Genomic DNA, 20,516 nt, shown 5'->3' on the forward strand with positions numbered 1-20,516 from the left:
TCAGGTTTTAGCAATACTTTGCCTGTTTTCATGCTAGATCACCAAAAAACTAATCATTTCAAGCTTTTAGCCTTGCTGGCCTAATAATTGCTCTTCACGCCTGCTTAGCCCTCTTTTTAATGGGGCTTCATCAAATAACTGAGTAAAGACTCAATAAATAATAAGCCTCAGGAAGATAGGCTTATCATCTATGACAGAATTAATGGACTAACCTCATGGCACAGCTAACTGGATTACAATTTACCCTTACTGTTGAAGGCTTGGCTCAAAGCGCTTTTGTTGTAACAGAATTTAGCGGTGAAGAATCTTTATCTCATCCTTTTTATTTTAATGTCACGCTGGCAAGCCGAGTAGAAAACCTTATGCCGCAGCAAATAGTGGATAAGCCTGTTTGCTTAAGCGTTTATCAAGATGGACTGCCTCAGCAAGTTTGGCATGGCATAGTAAAGGGATTTGAGCAGGGTGACACAGGGCATCATCATACTTTTTATCGCCTGGTAATGGTGCCAGCACTGAGTCGTTTATCTCTAAGGCATAATAGCCGAATCTTTCAGTTACAAAGTGTGCCAGAGATTATCTCTATTCTACTTACGGAAATGGGCATTAATGATTACGCCTTTTCTTTCAGCCGTGAGTGCCTCCAACGAGAATACTGTGTTCAGTATCGTGAGACTGATTTTGACTTTGTCTCTAGACTTGCTGCAGAAGAGGGGTTGTTTTATTTCTTCACCCATTTAGATGGTAAGCACACCTTAGTGTTTAGTGATGACACCCAAGCTGTACCCAATGTTGCTAAAGCTATGATGTATAACCCATTGTCTGGCGGGCAAGCTAGCCTACCTTTTGCGCAACATTTTGTTCGACATACACAAATAAAGCCTGCGAGTGTACAACTTAAAGACTATAGCTTTAAGCAGCCTTCCTATAGCTTTTTACAGGATGCGGTTGGTACTGAATTGGAGTCTCAACAAGAGACTTACGATCACTTTGATTATCCAGGGCGTTATAAAGACGATGAGAGCGGCAAAGCATTTGCTCAGTATCGCATTCAAGCATTACGTAATGATGCTATTTACGCACAAGGCGAAAGTAATTTTGCAGCCTTAACGACGGGTTATAAGGTGACCTTGATGGATCACCCGCAAGAGGTTTGTAATCAAGCTTGGTTGTTGGTGAAAATTAAGCATAAAGGCTCACAACCTCAAGCGTTGGAGGAAATGGGTGGTGAAGGAGCTACGCGTTATTCAAATCAATTTGAAGTGATACCCGCACATCGGCAGTGGCGCCCTAATTTGGGTGCTAGGCCGAGAGTGACTGGGCCACAAATCGCCATCGTAGTCGGACCGGAAGGGGAAGAGGTCTACTGCGATGAGTTTGGGCGGGTAAAAATTCAGTTTCCTTGGGACAGATATAGCCAAGGGGATGAATTTTCCAGTGCATGGGTGCGGGTATCTCAGGCGTGGGCAGGGGCACAATATGGAATGGTGACCCTGCCGCGTATTGGGCATGAAGTGATTGTAAGCTTTTTAGAGGGTGACCCTGATCAGCCAATCATTACTGGTCGAACTTACCACATAGCGAATCAAGCGCCTTATGCGTTACCAGAGCACAAGACTAAAACGGTATTACGTACCGAATCCCATCAAGGGGATGGTCATAATGAATTAAGGTTTGAAGACCAAGCGGAACAAGAAGAAATTTATCTGCATGCGCAAAAGGATTTGAGTCTTTTAGTACAAAATGATCGTACTGATGATATTCAAAATGACCAACATATTAAGGTCACTAATAACCGATTTAGCCATGTGAAGCTGGATGACACCTTAACCGTAGAAGGTGAAAAACGTGAGTATGTTACCGCCAGCCAAAGCCTAGTGATTGAAGGTTCTCTAACCTTAAAGCAAGGCAAAGCTCTGGTTAATGAAGCAGGTAACGAGATACATCTTAAAAGTGGTTCCAAAGTCGCGATTAATGCAAGCAGTGCTATCACAATCAAAGCGGGTGGCAGCTTTATGCAAATCGATGGCGGTGGTGTTCACCTTGTCGGTGGGGGTATCAACCTTAATGCCGGCGGCGCCGCAGGCAAAGGCTCTGGCTACAAAGGCCTCATGGCAGAATTGCCAAACTCTTTGGAAGAGCCTGAACCATTAGCGGAAGCAAGGCGTATCTCACTAGCAGGATTTCTAAAGGCAGAAGAAGCGAATGTTGTGGCTGTTAAGCTTTGCCCTTTAGCTGAAGGGGGTGCATGATGCGTGATACTTGGCTTGCAAAGTATGACCAGAAAAGCTGTTATTGGTTACTGGATCATGGCACCTGTGAAAAGGCTAAAAATTACTTTTTAGAGCAGGCTGTACAGGGCTTTATGACCTCTGCAGAACCTCTATTTGTTGACCCACCTTTTGATACTTTAAAAGCGCAAACCCCTTGGCTTATTCCAGTATCAGATACTGCTCTATCCTTGCCTGAGTCAATTTTATCTCAAGGGATTTTGTTACATTCTCATGCAGAGAAGGCGCTTGTCGCAAGGCACTTACGTAGTTTATTAAATGCTGAATTAGCGGAAGAGCAAGTCCTGTTTCGGTTTTACGATACTAAGGTGCTAACACAGATGTTACCCATGATGAGCTTGGCTGAACAGTCAGAGTTTATGGGGAATATTGATGCTATCTTGATTCAGCCTGCTTTTGAAGAGAGCTTAGAAGAAAGCCTTGCTGATAATGAAGCAACAGAAAAAGGTGCTGAGGAAGAAGGTGCTGAGACAGGCTTTATTGTGCTTGAAAACGATAAAGCAACAGAATATGAAGTGCGCACCGAACCTTGGTGGATAATCGCCCCAGAACACCTAGCAGGCTTATACAATATTAAGCATCATGCTTACGCAGTATCTCGTCGGTTATGGGAAGTACTACCTCAGTTGATGAGTAAGCTAAAAACACCATTAGTCACCTTGGAAACAGGCTTTGAGAAAGCTAAAGAGCAAAAGTTAGCGAAAGATGAGGCCGAGCTTTGGGTTTTAGCTCATATTGCCCATGGTACACAAACGGAATTGGATGAACTTGTTTCTAGTTTGAAATTGGATACTAAGCAACAAGAATATGTACAAGAATGGATGGAGAATAGTGCATGGCAGCTTTAGCGGGTGATGGTACCTGTATTGAATGTGAGGCTTTGACTCATTGGGTCGAGCTTCAAATTATTGATGAGTACAATAAAGGCTTTGCTGGCATTAAAGGCTTGTTAACCGATGGCGCGGGTACTGAACATGAAATCACCCTAAAAGATGGCCCCATACTAGTTAAGAAATTAGCAGCAGGGCCTGTTACCTTAGTGCTTGATAATGAAACTTGGCTAGCAGAAGCACAAACCCGTAAACCTGATGATGGTAGTGATCCAGAAATTGCTAAAAGCTTGGATGAAAACCTAACCAAGCCAGGTAATAAAGTCAGTGTTAAAGAGCTCCAGTCAGTCACCACAGGGGATTTAATTGTCCTTGAAGGTGAACAAAAACTACCTGAAAAGCATTTAGCAACCAGCTGTCTGAGCCTTATCGCTGATAATAGTTATGTGATTAAAGTGGCGGGTTTTAATTATCTGTCTTTGAGGATTGGTGTGTTTTTTGATGGCACAGGAAACAATACAGAGAATGCCTTAAATGGACAGCAAGAAATTGAAGAGTGGTTAGCGCAGGTTTGTAATGATCCTACTGAGCTAGAAGAAAATTTAGAGCTCTGTCGTGAAGGCCAATTACCAGTAGAAGGTAGCTATGCTAATGATAAAACGAATGTTGAGAAGCTTTATGCTTTGTATCTAACTCAACTTGATGAAACGAGTAGCCAATTGGCAGCTGGGGTTTATGTAGAAGGTATAGGTACTACTGAAGGTGAGAGTGACAATGTTATGGGCTCTGCTTTTAGTTTGGGTGACACTTCAATCAAATCAAGAGTGGAGCAGGTGTGCGATACTTTGATTAAAGACAGGCTGGCTTTAATTCAAGATTTTAGTGAATATGACGGTGTTTTAAGTATTAAGTTTGATGTTTTTGGGTTTAGTCGAGGCGCTGCCGCTGCGCGTCATTTTGTAAATACTATTGATACTAAAGATGATCATGGTTTAGTTAAGTCACTACCGACTATTAGTGGATTTGGCTTTAAGATTGGTTATGATTGGACAAAGCGCGAAGATAGCCGCATTGGCTTTGTTGGTATTTTTGATACGGTTGAGTCCGCTGTGCAGGACACCTTGCTTGGCTTGTCTGATGATTGTGCTGAAAGGGTTGTACACTTATGTGCGGGTGATGAATATCGAAAAAACTTTCCCTTGACCCGTATTACCTCAGATATTGAAGGAAGAAAGATAGCGTCACAATTTACTGAGGTAATGTTACCTGGAGCCCATTCTGATGTAGGTGGCGGTTATAGAAGCCGACACACATATTCTGCCAATGCAGATGCTGCCATGATCGAAGGAAGTCGATTGCGCTATTTTGTTTGTTCTGAGCGTGAAATCACAGGGAAACTTCATACAGATAATCGAGCTTATCAAGATGCTTTAAAATATGCTCAACTAAAGTTATCCGAAGGCTGGGGTGACAAAATCGTTACTAAAGTCAAAGGAGATAAATCCTATGATGATGATTTTGCTTTTGGTGAAATAGGGCTAAAAGTGAAATACCGTTTTAGGAGGCAAGGAAGGTCTACCCGTAAATTTATTCATGTTGATGTTATGTTAAAAAGAATGGTTGAAGGTGAGCTCTCTCGTATCCCTTTGCATATGATGTTTGAGGCGGGTTGCCATGTTGGAGTGCCATTTAAAGAATGGAAAGAGTCAAATCCTGATTTGAAAATAAATTTAAAAGATAGGTCTTTACCTATAGAACTAAAGGATGTTGATAGCCAGCTTCTTAAGAGTGCTTGTAAAAGTGGTGTTTTGGATTTAAGGAACCAAATAGACAATAAAAAGTATAAATTAATTAGACGATATTATTGTCATCATAGCTCTAAAAATAATGGCTTTATTGATGGTATAGTAAATAGTGCAAATATCGTAAATGATCTACCTGTAAGGGAATATTTTGCAAATACTCCAGGAGAGGAATCTTGAAAAAAGTTTTTATATTTTTATCTTCATTGTTACTTGTTGCTTGCACTAATAGTCCAAAAGAGTGGAGCTACTTAGTTGGTCCTACAACTGATGAAATACATAATACTGGACTAGGTTTTTTTTTCGAGGATAAAAAACTTATACAGGGTTTAGAGGTTGGTGCCGTATCTGACTTCCGTAAGAGTATGATTTTAAAAGGAGAGTTTAAATTTCAGCATAAAAGTAAGCGAACTGTTAAAGATGGAGTACCTGTAGGTGCATTTGTTGAATGGGTGAGTTATATATCAAAAAAACGCTATGGCATCGTTCTTGATTTACCTAAAGAACTACCTGAAATGATGATGGATAAAACTTCAGCTTCAAATTGTCAGAATTTGTTTATTCCTAAAGGCCTTGTATTTGGGCTTGCACCAAATGGTTATGTGGAAGTGTATCTATTTAATGGTTGTTGGGATGAAAGTGTTTTAGTCAGTCGAGCTTTCGCTAAAGAAGTGGAAACAGAATATGACAAATCTTATGCTCTTGAAGACCAGTATGGGATTAATGAATTTCATAATAAGAACAAAGAGTTTCTTGAGAAAAATGAAATACCTTACTGGCGCTTTCAGCTTGATCAAGCTCCAATTTCAACGAGCTATGGTGTAGTCACCTTACCTCCTGAAAAAATTTAATAGCTTAATTGAGATGCCTAAAAGCCGCTTCCATAGCGGCTTTTTTATTGTCAAAATACAGACGTTTATTTGAACCATATATAGGGAGAGTGGTTATTTTTAGTTTTACAGGAAGTGTGGCCTATATCATGGGTATCGTTTTATCTATTTTGATTCTTGCCACTTTGGCGTGTGGTTTTATGAGGAGCAGAATGGAACAAGATAGCTATGAGGAGCTAAAGCAAAGGATTAAGTCTTGGTGGGTGATTATCGGGCTTTTATTTGCTGTGCTGTTAAGTGGTACGACTATATCAATTATCTTTTTTGCATTTTTAAGCTTCTTGGCGTTAAAAGAGTTTCTTTCTATCGTGCCTATGCGACCTGTTGATCGTAAGGTGATTTTCTGGGCGTATCTATCTATTCCACTGCAATACTACTGGGTGTCTATTGAGTGGTACGGCATGTTTATTGTGTTTATTCCTGTTTATGTCTTTTTATTTTTGCCCATGCGTATGGTGCTAACAGGTGATACTAAGGGGTTTATTCGCTCGGCTGGTGTTGTTCATTGGGCTTGTATGCTGACCGTTTTCAGCATTAGCCATATTGCTTATCTGTTAGTTTTGCCCGGATCTACTAATGAGACTAGTCATGAATATGAAGCATTAGGGTTAGTTTTGTTTTTGCTCTTTATGACCCAGTTTAATGATGTAGGCCAATATGTCTGGGGCAAGCTGTTTGGTCGTCATAAGATTATTCCTAAGGTGAGTCCAAATAAAACCTGGGAAGGCTTTATTGGTGGTGTTGCAACGGTGACTTTGTGTTCCGCTATCATTGGGCCTTTATTAACCCCTTTAAATTTTTACCAAGGTGCATTTGCTGGTTTACTGGTTGCTACCAGTGGCTTTGTGGGTGATGTGGTTATTTCATCAGTGAAGCGAGATTTGCAAATTAAGGATAGTGGTAGCTTGATTCCAGGGCATGGGGGAATTCTAGATAGAATGGATAGTTTAACTTATACCTCGCCTTTGTTTTTCCATCTTATTTATTATGTGAGTTATTAGCGTGGGACGTATTCTTAAAGTAATTTTCTTCGCTTTTTTGGTTAAGCCAGTGGTTTTAGTTATCCTTGGTCTGAATTTAAGAGGCCGTAAGAGCTTGCCCATTAAGGGGCCAGCGGTCATTGTTGCCAATCATAACAGTCATCTCGATGCTCTGGTGTTAATGAGTTTATACCCTTTATCTATGATTCATAAAGTCAGGCCTGTTGCCGCAGTGGATTATTTTTTAAGTAAAAAAGGATTTTTGTCTTGGCTCTCTCTTAACTGTATTAACATAGTGCCAATGAAGCGAAAAGGGGAGGGTGATAAGGCGAACTTATTCTCAGCCTGTCATCAAGCGTTAGATCAAGAAGATATTCTGATTCTCTTTCCAGAAGGAAGTCGAGGCAAACCTGAGCAATTAAGCCAGCTTAAAAAAGGGGTTTATTATTTATTGAGTGAAAGAAATGATACTCAAGCAACGCCTGTTATGATTCATGGGTTAGGGCGCTCTTTACCTAAAGGTGAAGCGATTTTGGTGCCTTTTAATTGTGATGTGATTATTGATGAGCCTATAGGGTCGGTAGATAACGCGACTGAGTTTATTAACCAGTTAGATTCTTGTTTCGAACGCCTGGCTGAGCAATGTATTACTAAGCAGTTAATAGATGGGGAGCAAGAATAAAGAGAGCCAATTTTTAAATGCTTGGCTCTCTTTTAGTATTAACTTCTTGAGGGGGAGGGAGCTGTAATTGTTAATTTAATTGGCTGTTTAAGTACTTTTGATACAGGGATATATTCACTTCCATGTACTTAGATTTGACATAATCTGGTCGAATTTCGTTTAGGTGCTCTGTTATCTCTTCATTAGTTTTTCCGTTAAATAGCATCCAAGCCCATATCACAATCACGGAACGAGAAAGCCCTAGAGCACAATGTACATATATGCCATCTGACTTATGCTTTTCTATCAAGACAACGGCTTTGTGAATGGCTTTAGGGCATTGAATGGTTTGATCCAAGAAATTAAATCTGTGTTGTATCAAGGCGGTTTTGTTAAGCGGTAGTTCGGTCGCTAAATTAATGACACGTTTTACCCCTAATGCATTGATTTTAGAATATTCGCCAATGCTAGGGTGTCTGCCAAGATAAACCCCACTGTCGACCTTAGAAACAAGAGGAAGTGACTTTTTATAACGCATCCAAGAAAGTTTACACCCTAAGTAATAGGGGAAGAGGATAAACCAGCGTATTAACCTTGCCTTTTTATAACTGATATCTAGTAAATGATTTAGACCAAAAGCATAAATGATACTGACACTAAAGCAGCAAAGGAAAAAGTAGAGAAAGATAGGGGTGAGGGCAAAGCTCATAACCATTAAACCTATGCTTAATGCTAGGAAGTAAGACGCCATTTTAAGGTGTCTTGGTGTCATAAACTTGGTGATTAATACCTTACTTTGGTTCTCCCGAATGAATAAAATAGCAAGCATGCCAACCAATGCACCCGTTGGTAAATCAATAAAGTGATGCTGATAAACTAACAAGGTTGAAGCGATCACAAGTAGTAACCAAGAGAGTAGAACAGCCTTGATGAGGTGGTTGTTGATGGTCTCTTTCATGCTAAACCAAAAAACGATGGCAAAGCTCACATGTAAAGAAGGGAGCTGATTAAAGGGTTTATCTGCTTCGAGTAATTTAAAGAGAAAAGCATAACTTTCGGTTGAGGGTTTAGAAAATGAAAACTCTAAAGGAAAGGCAATAAATATCATCACAGAAATAAGCACAATAAAGAGTACTCTCAGTGCTAATACCCTAAGTTCAAGGCGTGTTTGAGGGAGCAAAAAGGCAATAACGAATATGAGATCTGATGACATATAAGGCACAATGAATGCTGGAATAAAGTCTATCTGCTTCTCCCATTCAAAATAAAATGAGAAGTGTGGTGCTGTCAGGCTAGCAAACTCATTGGCTGCGCCATAAAGTAAAAAGAACACAGTGCCCAGATAGAGTAGCCAGATGATGCGTTCTTTCAGCTTTGCTTGAGCATGCATTTCGGCTTGAAACGTTAGCATTGCTCCCCCTTAAACAAAGCAGAGGACACGGTGAATATCCCCCAATTGTCGATATGCATTTTATCCTTTTCAAACCCATGCTGAGCAAATAGATTGTCTAATTCATATTGGCTACGACGACGCATTACCCAGCGACTTTGTTGGTGGTTTCCTAATACATGGGCAATCTGTTTAAGTTGAGGGTGCCAAGGCTGACCTGTGTAAATAAGAAAGCCTTCATCTTCTATAATTGAAGTCACCCCTTGGATGGCATTTTTTATCAGATTATTATCAGGGAAGAGTTCAAATACGCCAGAGATAATCACAATGTTTGGCTTAAATTCATCATTTAGGTAGGAGTCAGGACTAAAGGCATCGCTCTGTTGATAATGTATGTTAGTCAGGTTTCTTTCTTTGGCTAAGGCCTGCCCTTGCTCAATGTTTTGAGTTTGATAATCCCTAACTTGTATTGTGACATCTTTATATTCTGCAGCGATTTCAACTAGGTATCTGGCGGGCCCACCTGCGATGTCTAAGATTCTAACTGGTTTGTTTTGCGCTTTTAGTTGTTCGATCTTGTCTTTAATTGCTTGGATACTATGTACTTTACGCTGTCTTATGCCTTTCCAACCAATGCTATTGAGATAGCCTTTATCAACAAGTTTACCGGCTAATGTTTTGCCCTCTGGCTGATTTTTATAAACATGGTCTAAAGTCACGCCAGAATCAAAACCGTATTTCAGGCCAATTTTCATCCCTTTACTGATAAAGCCAAGGTATTTCATTGCAATACGCTGTAATGCGAAGTTAACTCTGGTGAGTTTTGGCATAGAACCATAGCTTATTTTATCGCACTCTTGCTCTGTGATATTAATGAGTTTATGGCTTAAATCTGAGGCTTTGTTGGCATAGGCTTGTTTGGCAAACGCTGCGATTTCATCAATGGCTATTTCGGCATTATCTTCATAGAGTACGCCGTGATAAAAGTTTTCCAGAGGAACAAACTTTTTCAAAGGCGATGAAAGGTTGGCATAAAAGTCACCTTGAACTTTAGAGTCCACCACATAGTCTTTACCTGCTGAAAGTACTAACGTCGGCGTTGTTATCATGGCTGCATCAGCGACAATTCGTTCGCCTGTATCTAAAAGGCTGGTGAGCTGACTTGCTGGGATATTTGGCGTAATAAGCCCATCATTATCATATTTTATTTGCTCTGCTTTATTGTGAGTCAAAAACTTAGATTTTACATATGAGGTGATATTAAGTTCTGGCTTAAATTGAATGGCGAGCTTTAAGGCTGGTTTGGCAAAAGGCGCGTATAGCTTGATCTTAAATGCAGGGGCAATAAGTGCCATGCCAGCAATTTTTGGCGCATAATCATGTACCCAAGTAGCGCTTACAACACCTGCTACCGAGTTTGCTATTACAAAAATATCTTCTTCGTTTATGTTTTCTTGATCACAAACAAAAGAGACAAAAGCATTTAAATCTCTGACAAGGTGCATAAATTCAACGGTGGCTTTTACTGCTGTATTGCCATGGCCTCTGTTGTCAAAAGAGTAGATGGTGTAATCAGAAAAGGCTTTGTTCTCGGCAATTTCTTGAAGGCGAGCTGAGTGCTCATGTCCCCTGTGAAGCAACAACAGCACTTTTGCTTTCGTTTCAGTCTGTTGCCACTTTCTGTAAAAGAGGGATTGCCTATCAAAGCTGGTAAATGTACCTGTTTGCATATCCATATTTATCGTCCTGATATTCGTTTCGTCCAATGAGTGTTTAGCTTGTTTCTTGTTTTATTGAGTGCCTTTTTTCATACGGTTATAAAGGGTCACGATGCTGAGTAAAATAGCTAAAAGTAAATAATATAAAAGCCATTCTTCATTGATTAACTCTAATGCGATTAATACACCTGCAAGACCAATAGCAAATGCTCTATCGCTTTTACCCATAGGGCCATCATATCGCCTGTCATTGTTTATCGCTTGCCCTACAATGCCAGCCATTTCAGTGAAAATACTGATAATAACAAACAGCACGATAAGGCTAGACTCAACTAAAGGAATACTGACAAACGCAAGATAGATAAAGCTATCAGCAATTACATCTGTCATCTCATTTAGCATTGCGCCTTCTTTGGTTTGCATGTCATGTTCGCGGGCCAGCATACCATCTATGGCATTAAGCCCCATTCGTATGAAAAGGCCAACGGGCAATAAAAGCAAAGACCATGCCGCTCCATTACTGAAGTAGATAAAAGCACCCAAAAGACCTGATAAAAAAAGTGCAAACCAAGTTACTTGATTTGGTCTTATGTGCTTGTCAGCAAGCCATTGCACAATAGGTCTGAGTAAGTTTTGAAACTTAGGTTTTAAGTCATAGATGGTGAGCATATAAAATCCATTTTATTTAAGTGATTGAATCTGGACGAAGTTTAACAGGCCGCATTTAAAATTTGCTTGTTATCAAAGTGCCTGCCTTGTTTGCTTTTCGCCACAAAGATGATTTTTTATAAAAATTCTAATAGAAGCAAGAAGTTAAATTAATAAGTATGAATTTAATTTAAACCTTGTTCGCAGGTTCTCTAGGTAAAAAGCTGCTTAGGGAGGTTTGGAATCAGGTTTTGGGCAATAACTTGCTCAATTTGAGCAAGTTATTGCGTGGCTTGGCGAAATTTAAAGAAAAACACTGTTAAAACATAGCTTTGTGATATTGGCTGGTTATTTGCTTAAAGGCAGTCGGATATTCGTGTTATCAGTGTTTTAAGATGGAATAGGTAAATGGAATTACAAACTGGATTGCGTTTTAGCTTAGTCATTGAAGGCTTTGAAGAGAAAGATTTCGTGGTTACACGATTTAAAGGGATAGAAGCAATCTCTAGCACTTATGAATTTTCGGTTGATTTGGCGAGTAGAGTTGAAAACCATACACCTGAAGCGATTCTAGATAAGAATGTGAGCCTGTGTGTGAGCTTAGATGGGGTTGAACAGCAGTCTTGGCATGGCATAGTGAAGCAGTTCTCTCAAGGGGACACAGGCCATCACCATACCTATTACCACCTAGTGATGGTGCCCGCGTTAAGTCGTAGTGAGTTGCGTCAAAATAGTCGTATCTTCCAATTACAAACTGTACCAGAAATTATCTCTATTCTTTTGCAGGAAATGGGGATCAATGATTATGCCTTTTCGACATTAAGAGAGAGTGAGCAACGTGAATACTGTGTGCAATACAGGGAAACAGATTTAGCTTTTATTGAGCGAATCACAGCTGAGGAAGGTTTGTTTTATTTCTTTAGCCAAGCGGATGAAAAGCATACCCTAATATTTAGTGATAACAATCAGGCCTTACCTCAAATTCACGACACTTGTTCATATAATGCAACCGCGGCTGGTGGTAAAGGGGAACCATTTATTCAATCCTTTAAACGAGTGAATGAATTGGTACCAAACTTAGTTACGTTAAAAGATTACAGCTTTAAACAACCTGACTATTCATTTTTACAGCTGGCCAATGCTGAAGGTGAAATTAACGCTAATTATGAGCATTTTGATGCGCCTGGTCGGTACAAATCTGATACTTCTGGCGCTGCCTTTTCTCAATATCGCCTACAGTCATTGCGTAAAAAGTCAGTTCAAGCCTTAGGTGGAAGTAATTTAGCGAGTTTATCTGCTGGATATAAAATGCTTCTCGAAAATCATCCTGATGATATGTGTAATCAAGAATGGTTAGTAACACAGGTTGTTCACGAGGGCGAACAGCCACAAGCTTTGGAAGAGATGGGTGGAGAGGGTATGACTCGTTATGGTAATGAGTTTGAGCTGGTTACTCACGATGTTGTTTGGCGAGCAGATATCAATGCCAAGCCAAGAATAGATGGCGCTCAAATAGCTATCGTCGTTGGGCCTGAAGGAGAAGAGATTTTTTGTGATGAGCATGGCCGTGTAAAGGTTCAGTTTCCTTGGGATAGGTATGCAAGTGGCGATGATTTATCTAGTTGCTGGATACGAGTTTCAAATGGTTGGGCTGGGTCTCAATATGGTGTTATGGCATTACCAAGGATAGGGCATGAAGTGATTGTAGAATATTTAGAAGGTGACCCTGACCAGCCCATTATTACAGGTAGGGTGTTTAACAGTATGAGTCTTCCTCCATATGCTCTACCAGAACATGAAAGTAAAACTGTCTTAAGAACACAAAGTCATCAAGGTGAGGGCTATAACGAGTTGGCTTTTGAAGATCAGGCAGAACAGGAAAGAATCGCTTTAATCGCACAAAAGGATTTAAACCTTAAAGTGCTTAATGATCGAATTGATACGATTGAAAATGATGTGCACATAGATGTTCAAAATAACCGAGCTCAAACTATCAGTGCTAATGATCACCTTAGTGTGATGGGTGAGTGTCGAGTCAAAGTAAAAGGCGATAAAAATAGTGAAACGCTTGAAAGCTTACAAAGAAAGCAAGCTAAAGCTCTCGCGATAGATGCAGGTTTAGATATTCAATTAAGTGGTAGTGCGAATGTCGTTCTTGATGCAGGGAATGAGATTACTTTGTCGGCAGGTGGTAGCTTTGTAAAAGTGGATGCGGCAGGTGTTCATGTTTCTGGTGCAGCAATAAACCTAAACTAATAATAAATGAACGTTTAAAGGGAAGTTAAAATGGGAAATGCTGCAAAAGTAGGTGATAAAGGGCTTGATCATGATGGCTTTCCTCCAACCGCCATTACAGCGGGTTCTGGCACGGTAAAAGCAGATGGTGCGGCAATAGCGAGAATGGGTGATCCGTTAGAAATGCACTCTAAGCCAAAGCATCCGCCCCATGGTAGATCTATAGCTGGTGGTTCTGGGAGTGTTTTTGCGGATGGTATGCCTGTAGCAAGAAGTGGCGACCCTGTTGATTGTGGTGGTGCTCTTACTGGTGGTGGAACCGTAAATGTGGGTTAGTTGAACTGATTGTTTACCAGAGAGCTATTGAATAATAGAAAGCCGCTTAATGCGGCTTTTTTTATGCCATCTATAAAAGTCTTAGTTAAGCAAGATTTTACTCTTAAGCAATTAATGGCTTATAGCTTAAGCAATTAATTGCTTAGACTGATCTTAGGAGTTTGATTGGGTGGTTTTTAGGTTTCTATAAAATAAAAAAATACATATAAAACAATGCTTTGTGTTTTTGTTTTAGCATTTTTAAAAAGTTGGCATATCGGTTGCTTTTATACAGGTGTCTACATGAGTACGACGTTTTATTTAAGGAACTGCGGTTCACATTTATAAGGATTATATTATGCCAACTCCATGCTACATTGCGATTGAAGGTAACACACAGGGTAACATCACAGCAGGTTCATTTACTGCAGATTCTGTCGGTAACATTTATGTTGAAGGTCACGAAGACGAAATGCTTGTTCAGCAATTTGACCACATCGTTACTGTACCTACTGACCCACAATCAGGCCAACCTGCTGGTCAACGTGTACACAAGCCTTTCAAATTCACAGTAGCGCTAAATAAATCAGTGCCTCTAATGTACAACGCATTAGCTTCTGGTGAAGCATTGCCAACCGTTGAATTGAAGTGGTACCGCACTTCAGTTGAAGGTAAGCAAGAGCATTTCTTCTCAACTAAATTAACTGATGCAACTATCGTTAATATCGATTGCAAAATGCCTCATTGCCAAGATTCATCTAAATCTGAGTTTACTCAGCTAGTAGAAGTTTCTTTAGCGTACCGTAAAGTTGATTGGGAACACACAGTTGCTGGAACATCTGGTTCTGATGACTGGAGAGCGCCAGTTGAAGCTTAGTTTATAACAAAAGTTATAAGCTTATAAAAAACACAAGTTTAAACGCTGTTTTTTAGGAAAGCCACACAACAATTTTTGTTGTGTGGCTTTTTTTTGTGCTCGATCTAATTCTAAAGTTTCATTTTTTAGCGTTTTTTTTAATAGTGATTGATCCCATTTAATATTGAAATGTGTAGTAAATTGCACATTTCGATATATTTAATGATTATTGATGTATTAATTAAAAAATATAAATGTAATTTTTTATTAATTATTAAAGTGAGTGATAATTCATTTTAAATGAAATAAGCATAAAATTCAGTTTTATTGTAAGTTTATATTTCAATGAGAAATGTTTTAATAACAATTTAAAATTGTAAGAGATAAGTAGGAATTATATAAAGTGCAATATAATCACTTAAAATATGATTTTAAGTGGTTTTTTTGATGTTTTTATCACATTTTAGTCTTTATGTAGCGTTTTGTTGTGACTTTCTTATTTTTGAAAAATAATTTATTTCAATTTTATCTTGTAGGAAATTGGCTATTGAAAACAAATTGTTAGTTGGTAATCTCCCCCCTGCATTTTTCAGATGCATAATGGAATGTCTAAATGGAGTTTAAATGTAATTCAAATGTAATTGTTTATTTTGAATTATGTTTTTAAAAATTGGAGTTAAAGGGAAGGTATGTCAAAGGAACAAAGTGTTGCGCCAAAAGAACGTATTAATATTAAATATGTTCCAAATACTGGTGATGTTCAATCAGAAATCGAGCTGCCATTAAAGACGTTAGTAATAGGCGATTTTAAAGGTCATACAGAAGATGCACCTATTGAAGATAGGGAAGCAATCTCAATAGATAAAAATAATTTCACATCTGTTATGCGTGAAAGTGAATTGTCTGTAAGCGCTTCAGTGCCAAATAAATTGGTTGATGAAGAAGGGCAAGATCTTGCTGTAAACCTAGAATTTAAATCACTTGCTGATTTCTCGCCTGATTCAATTGTTAAACAAGTTCCTGAGTTAAATAAGTTAATTGAGCTAAGGGAAGCCTTGGTTGCACTTAAAGGACCTCTTGGAAATGTGCCTGCGTTCCGTTCACGCATGCAAGACTTGTTAACATCGGATGAGTCTAGAGAAAAGCTTTTGGCAGAGCTTGAGCTGTTAAATGAAGCGGAAGAACCTGAAGTTACTGAGTAATTTTGGGCGGTTTTAATAAGGATTGTTAAAGGTAAAGCGTTATGTCTGAACAAGAACAGGTAGTAGAACAGCAAAGCCAAGCTCAAGTGGGTTTGCTAGATGAAATCATGGCCCAAACTAAGATGGCGCCAGATGAAGAAGGTTATGGTGTTGCTAAGAAAGGTGTAACTGCCTTTATTGAAAATCTACTCGGCTCAGGCCAAGCAATCGATATCGTCAATAAGTCTTTGGTAGATCAAATGCTTGTTGAGTTGGATAAAAAGATTGGTACTCAAGTCGATGCGATTTTACACAATGAATCAGTTCAACAAATGGAGTCTGCTTGGCGTGGATTGAAATTGTTGATCGATCGTACTGATTTTAAAGAAAATATTAAAATAGAGCTACTTCACGCAACCAAGGATGAGTTGTTAGAAGATTTTGAATTTGCACCAGAAACAACGCAATCAGGCCTTTATAAGCATGTTTATTCTGCTGGTTATGGTCAGTTTGGTGGTGAACCAGTTGGTGCAATTATTGGTCATTATGCTTTTACGCCTTCAACGCCTGACATGAAGTTATTACAATATGTGGGTAGTGTTGGTGCTATGGCACATGCTCCTTTCATTTCTGGTGTAGCGCCAGAGTTTTTCGGTGTTGATTCTTTCGAAGAAATTTCAAACATCAAAGATCTAAAATCTACCTTTGAAAGCCCTAAATATACGAAGTGGCGTTCATTGCGTGAAACTGAAGATGCTCGTTATATCGGCCTTACAGCGCCTCGCTTCTTACTTCGTGTACCTTATGATCCTGTTGAGAACCCAATTAAAGAGTTTAACTACAGTGAAAGTGTAAGTGACTCGCATGAAAGTTATTTGTGGGGGAATACTGCGTTTGCTTTTGCCACCCGTCTGACTGATAGCTTTGCAAAATATCGCTGGTGTCCAAATGTGATTGGACCACAAAGCGGTGGTGCTGTTGAAGATCTGCCTGTGCATGTCTTTGAGTCTATGGGAGCTTTACACTCTAAAATCCCTACAGAAGTGCTAATCACTGACCGTAAAGACTTTGAGTTGTCTGAAGAAGGATTCATCGGCTTAACAATGCGTAAAGGCAGTGATAATGCAGCATTCTTTGCTGCGAACTCTATCCAAAAGCCAAAAATCTTCCCAAATACTAAAGAAGGTAAAGAAGCAGAAACGAATTATAAGTTAGGTACTCAGTTACCTTACATGATGATTATTAACCGTTTAGCTCATTACATTAAAGTATTACAGCGTGAGCAAATTGGTTCTTGGAAAGAAAGACAAGACCTAGAGCGCGAATTGAATGGTTGGATCAAGCAGTACGTTGCTGACCAAGAAAACCCGCCAGCTGATGTTCGTAGTCGTCGACCTCTTCGTGCTGCAAAAATTGAAGTGCATGATGTTGAGGGTGATCCAGGTTGGTATCAAGTGTCACTTTCTGTCCGTCCTCATTTTAAATACATGGGTGCAAACTTCGAACTATCGCTTGTTGGACGTTTGGATCAGTAATTTATGTCGTATATCGCACTTGAAGAGAGTGCGTATGGTGTCAGCTTCTTTGAACGCTTAGAAGCTGGATCATCACTAAGGTCTGTAACTAAGGGGCCAGATCCTAGTGATGTGCTTGAGTCAATAAAACGTAATGTTAGTAATTTGTTGAACACACGCTTGGGAGAGGCACAAAGTGCTCCTGGCTTAGGTTTGATTGATTTTAATGATGCGACTTTGGGCAGCAATGATCTTGCTGTCCAAATCAAGTTTGCCATACGTCATTGTCTTGAAAAATATGAGCCGCGTTTAAATTGTATGGAAATACGGGTAGTTTCGGATCTCAATAGTCCTTTGAATTTAAGGTTTCAAATTGAGGCAAAAATTAGCAGTAAAGCTTTACATGAAAACGTTCAGATTCAGTTGTTGCTAGATAATAGTAGAAAATACAGAGTATTTTAGTTGTGTCGCAGGATAAATATTTCAGGGAAGAACTTGCCTTTTTAAAAGAGCAAGGTGCGGAATTTACACAAGTACATCCTCAGTTGTCACGCTTCTTAAATGGTGGCTCAACTGATCCAGATGTCGAGCGTTTATTAGAAGGTTTTGCATTTTTAACTGGGCGCTTACGCGCTAAGGTTGAGGATGAATTTCCTGAACTTACTCACTCCATCATAGGTATGTTATGGCCTAACTACTTAAGGCCTGTTCCGAGCATGACTATCGTTAAGTTTTTTCCGACGGAAAAATCTATTAGCGCGCGTCAGCAAATTAAAAAAGGTACTTACCTAGATAGTAAGCCTGTTTTAGATACGGTTTGCCAGTTTCGCACTTGCCGCGATATGGATGTATATCCTCTTGAGTGTCGATCTGTAGAAACTACTAATTTTAGAGACTCATCTGAAATTGATTTAGACCTTAAAGTTTTGGGTGATCAAAGGTTAGTGGATATTGATTTAACCGATCTACGCTTTTATATCGGTGGCCAGTCCTATAGTGCGCAAATGCTCTATCTATGGCTTAGCCATTACCTGACTCGTATTGATATTGTTAGCAATGGTAAGACGGTATCCATTCCAAAATCTTGCTTTAAATTAGCGGGTTTTGAAAGCCAAGATGCATTGTTGAGTTATCCCAAAAATGTCTATGAAGGCTACCGTATTTTACAAGAGTATCTGAGCTTTCAAGAGGCTTTTTTATTCTTTGACTTAAAATCGATAGGCGAATTTGTTAATGCATCTATGAACGGTGATTTAACCATTCGATTTAGTTTTTCCAAAATGATTCCTGCTGATGTGAGAGTGCGCCAAGAGTGTTTTCAACTTTATTGTGCTCCTGCAATAAATCTTTTTGAACATGATGCTGATCCGATTGATTTAAATGGTAAAAGCAGCGAATACCGAATAACACCTTCAAGCCGACACTCTGCAAATTATGAAATTTTCAGTGTTGATAAAGTTGAAGGTTGGCAAGAAACACAAAATGGAAGAGAAAGGGGTAAGCCTAGAGTTTACACGCCATTTGAAAGTTTTCAGCATGAGATAGAGCGAACTCGTCATAGAAAAGCACTTTATTATCGTGTTCGTGTAAAAGACAGCATTCGTAATGACGGCTTTGACCATTTTATGTCATTTGTACGCAGTGATGAGACAACCGCTGTTGGCATGAGCGAGGCGATTTCGTTACGTATTACCTGTAGTAATCGTCAACTTCCGCTTGAGTTGGGATGTGGTGATATCTGCCAACCTACAGCCAGTTCGCCTACCTTTGCGACCTTTGAAAACATTACTGAACCAACCCAGGCTTTAAGACCTGTTTTGGATGGAAGCTTGTTGTGGACTCTGATCTCTAATCTGTCTTTGAACTATTTATCATTACTATCTAAAGACGCATTAAGTGCCGTATTGCGTGCTTACGACTTTAGAGCCTTAGTTGATAGACAGGCAGAGATTGTTGCCCAACAACGTTTGCAAGGTATTACTAAGGTGACCTCTAAGCCGATTGAAAAAATCATGCGAGGTTTGCCTGTTCGTGGATTGCAATCTGAGATCACCTTAGATCAGTCTGCGTTTGGTTCAGAAGGTGACCTGTATTTGTTTGGCACTGTGTTAAGTCGCTTTTTTACCCTATACGCAAGTATTAATTCTTTCCATGAATTGGTGGTGATTAATTCGAGCAACAATGAGCGTTATACCTGGGGCGCAAAAATTGGTGTGCAACCGCTAATTTAGGTGACTGTATTATGATTTCAAATTTACCCCAAGACGCTGAAAACTATAACTTTTTCCAATTGGTTGAGCTTCTTCATCGCTTGTTAGAAGAGGATCCAGAAAGTGAAGAGTGGGAGCTTGCTTGCAGAATGCTTTTTACTGCAAACCCAAGTATGGGGTTTCCTGCCAGTGATGTGACTGATTTAAACGCTGCTGACTCAGGTCAGGTGCAATTGCAGACAACTTTTATGGGGTTGTCTGGTTCTCAATCACCTTTACCTGGTTTCTTTTTGGAGCAAATCGCATCCGAGGAAGAGGGGGGAGTAAGACGGCCTTTTTTAGACTTCTTCAACCACAGGTTGATATCACTTGTTTATCGAGTATGGCGTAAATATCGCTATTACGTGAGGTTTAAAGAGGATGCGAGTGATGCTTTTTCTGCGCAACTTTTTGCTCTTGTTGGCTTGGCTGATGAGAACTTGCGCGGCGAAACCCCTATTAACTGGTGCAAGATGCTTTCTTATGCGGGCATGTTGGCGGGTCGTAGCCGCTCTCCACAAGTTGTCTCTGGGATTGTGGCCCATTGTTTTGACCTTGAAGATGTGAGTATTGAGCAGTGGGTTGTGAGAAAAGTACAGATTCCAGTAGAGCAAGCCATGTGCTTAGGGCTTGCTAATGCAAGCTTAGGTGAAGATACCATCATAGGGGATGAGGTAAATGACTGTACAGGCAAATTTATTATCTGTGTTAAGGGGTTAACGCAGGAGCGCTTTGCTGACTTTTTGCCATCTGGCAAAGAGTATCAGCCTTTTTGTAAGTTGATTGAGTTTATCTTGCGCGAACAAATGGCATTTGATTTAGAACTTGAATTAAAGCATGTAGAAGCCCCTTCGTTAAGTTTGGGTGGCAAAAATGGATTTTCACTGGGTTGGACTTCCTTTATGGGAAGTACGAATCAAAACAGAAAAGTACGGATACAAATAAGGGGCTAAGCGGAC

General features: G+C 39.7%; 17 protein-coding genes. 14 read left to right on the plus strand and 3 right to left on the minus strand.

The features are described from left to right. Positions 1 to 215: 215 nt before the first annotated feature. From TW85_RS24265 to TW85_RS24290, 6 genes are all read left to right on the plus strand, one after another. Complete coding sequence (locus TW85_RS24265; RefSeq protein WP_046019725.1) at positions 216 to 2,249, plus strand: type VI secretion system tip protein VgrG; 2,034 nt, start codon at positions 216 to 218, stop codon at positions 2,247 to 2,249. Next, complete coding sequence (locus TW85_RS24270; protein ID WP_046019726.1) at positions 2,249 to 3,136, plus strand: DUF4123 domain-containing protein; 888 nt, start codon at positions 2,249 to 2,251, stop codon at positions 3,134 to 3,136. Before TW85_RS24265 ends, TW85_RS24270 begins: the two co-directional genes overlap by 1 nt. Next, complete coding sequence (locus TW85_RS24275; RefSeq protein ID WP_046019727.1) at positions 3,124 to 5,100, plus strand: DUF2235 domain-containing protein; 1,977 nt, start codon at positions 3,124 to 3,126, stop codon at positions 5,098 to 5,100. The genes TW85_RS24270 and TW85_RS24275 overlap by 13 nt, the downstream gene beginning before the upstream one ends. Beyond that, positions 5,097 to 5,771, plus strand: a complete 675-nt coding sequence (locus TW85_RS25780; protein WP_052702404.1) for a DUF2931 family protein — start codon at positions 5,097 to 5,099, stop codon at positions 5,769 to 5,771. Before TW85_RS24275 ends, TW85_RS25780 begins: the two co-directional genes overlap by 4 nt. 191 nt (positions 5,772 to 5,962) lie before the next feature. Further along, positions 5,963 to 6,811, plus strand: a complete 849-nt coding sequence (locus tag TW85_RS24285; RefSeq protein WP_238326291.1) for a phosphatidate cytidylyltransferase — start codon at positions 5,963 to 5,965, stop codon at positions 6,809 to 6,811. Position 6,812: 1 nt separating this feature from the next. Then, positions 6,813 to 7,472: a lysophospholipid acyltransferase family protein gene (locus tag TW85_RS24290; RefSeq protein ID WP_046019729.1), complete on the plus strand. Its 660-nt coding sequence runs from the start codon at positions 6,813 to 6,815 to the stop codon at positions 7,470 to 7,472. Between the two features lie 70 nt (positions 7,473 to 7,542). On the opposite strand, the gene TW85_RS24295 is transcribed toward TW85_RS24290, so the two are convergent. The 3 genes from TW85_RS24295 to TW85_RS24305 are packed head-to-tail and all read right to left on the minus strand — an operon-like array spanning position 7,543 to position 11,228. Next, the gene (locus tag TW85_RS24295) at positions 7,543 to 8,862 is read right to left on the minus strand and encodes a dual specificity protein phosphatase family protein (RefSeq protein WP_046019730.1); all 1,320 of its coding nucleotides are present in this window, start codon (positions 8,860 to 8,862) and stop codon (positions 7,543 to 7,545) included. After that, positions 8,856 to 10,577: a bifunctional alpha/beta hydrolase/class I SAM-dependent methyltransferase gene (locus TW85_RS24300; protein ID WP_202904905.1), complete on the minus strand. Its 1,722-nt coding sequence runs from the start codon at positions 10,575 to 10,577 to the stop codon at positions 8,856 to 8,858. Before TW85_RS24300 ends, TW85_RS24295 begins: the two co-directional genes overlap by 7 nt. 54 nt (positions 10,578 to 10,631) lie before the next feature. After that, complete coding sequence (locus TW85_RS24305; RefSeq protein ID WP_046019731.1) at positions 10,632 to 11,228, minus strand: CDP-alcohol phosphatidyltransferase family protein; 597 nt, start codon at positions 11,226 to 11,228, stop codon at positions 10,632 to 10,634. Positions 11,229 to 11,615: 387 nt separating this feature from the next. Between TW85_RS24305 and tssI the strand changes: the two genes are divergently transcribed. From tssI to tssG, 8 genes are all read left to right on the plus strand, one after another. Beyond that, entirely contained in the window at positions 11,616 to 13,463 is a 1,848-nt protein-coding gene (tssI, locus tag TW85_RS24310) for a type VI secretion system tip protein TssI/VgrG (protein ID WP_046019732.1), read from the plus strand. Between the two features lie 30 nt (positions 13,464 to 13,493). Continuing rightward, positions 13,494 to 13,778 carry a type VI secretion system PAAR protein gene (locus tag TW85_RS24315; RefSeq protein ID WP_046019733.1) on the plus strand — a complete coding sequence of 95 codons (285 nt, stop codon included), beginning with the start codon at positions 13,494 to 13,496 and terminating at the stop codon, positions 13,776 to 13,778. A gap of 337 nt (positions 13,779 to 14,115) precedes the next feature. Further along, complete coding sequence (locus TW85_RS24320) at positions 14,116 to 14,634, plus strand: Hcp family type VI secretion system effector (protein ID WP_046019734.1); 519 nt, start codon at positions 14,116 to 14,118, stop codon at positions 14,632 to 14,634. Between the two features lie 668 nt (positions 14,635 to 15,302). Then, positions 15,303 to 15,815: a type VI secretion system contractile sheath small subunit gene (tssB, locus tag TW85_RS24325; RefSeq protein ID WP_046019735.1), complete on the plus strand. Its 513-nt coding sequence runs from the start codon at positions 15,303 to 15,305 to the stop codon at positions 15,813 to 15,815. Positions 15,816 to 15,856: 41 nt separating this feature from the next. Further along, the gene (gene tssC, locus TW85_RS24330) at positions 15,857 to 17,329 is read left to right on the plus strand and encodes a type VI secretion system contractile sheath large subunit (protein WP_046019736.1); all 1,473 of its coding nucleotides are present in this window, start codon (positions 15,857 to 15,859) and stop codon (positions 17,327 to 17,329) included. Positions 17,330 to 17,332: 3 nt separating this feature from the next. Next, entirely contained in the window at positions 17,333 to 17,770 is a 438-nt protein-coding gene (tssE, locus tag TW85_RS24335) for a type VI secretion system baseplate subunit TssE (RefSeq protein WP_046019737.1), read from the plus strand. 2 nt (positions 17,771 to 17,772) lie between these two features. After that, positions 17,773 to 19,539, plus strand: a complete 1,767-nt coding sequence (tssF, locus tag TW85_RS24340; RefSeq protein WP_046019738.1) for a type VI secretion system baseplate subunit TssF — start codon at positions 17,773 to 17,775, stop codon at positions 19,537 to 19,539. Between the two features lie 11 nt (positions 19,540 to 19,550). After that, positions 19,551 to 20,510 (plus strand): type VI secretion system baseplate subunit TssG, encoded by a 960-nt coding sequence (gene tssG / locus TW85_RS24345; protein WP_046019739.1) that lies wholly within the window; start codon positions 19,551 to 19,553, stop codon positions 20,508 to 20,510. Positions 20,511 to 20,516 lie beyond the last annotated feature (6 nt).

This window comes from Marinomonas sp. S3726, from assembly GCF_000967665.1.
GTDB lineage: Bacteria > Pseudomonadota > Gammaproteobacteria > Pseudomonadales > Marinomonadaceae > Marinomonas.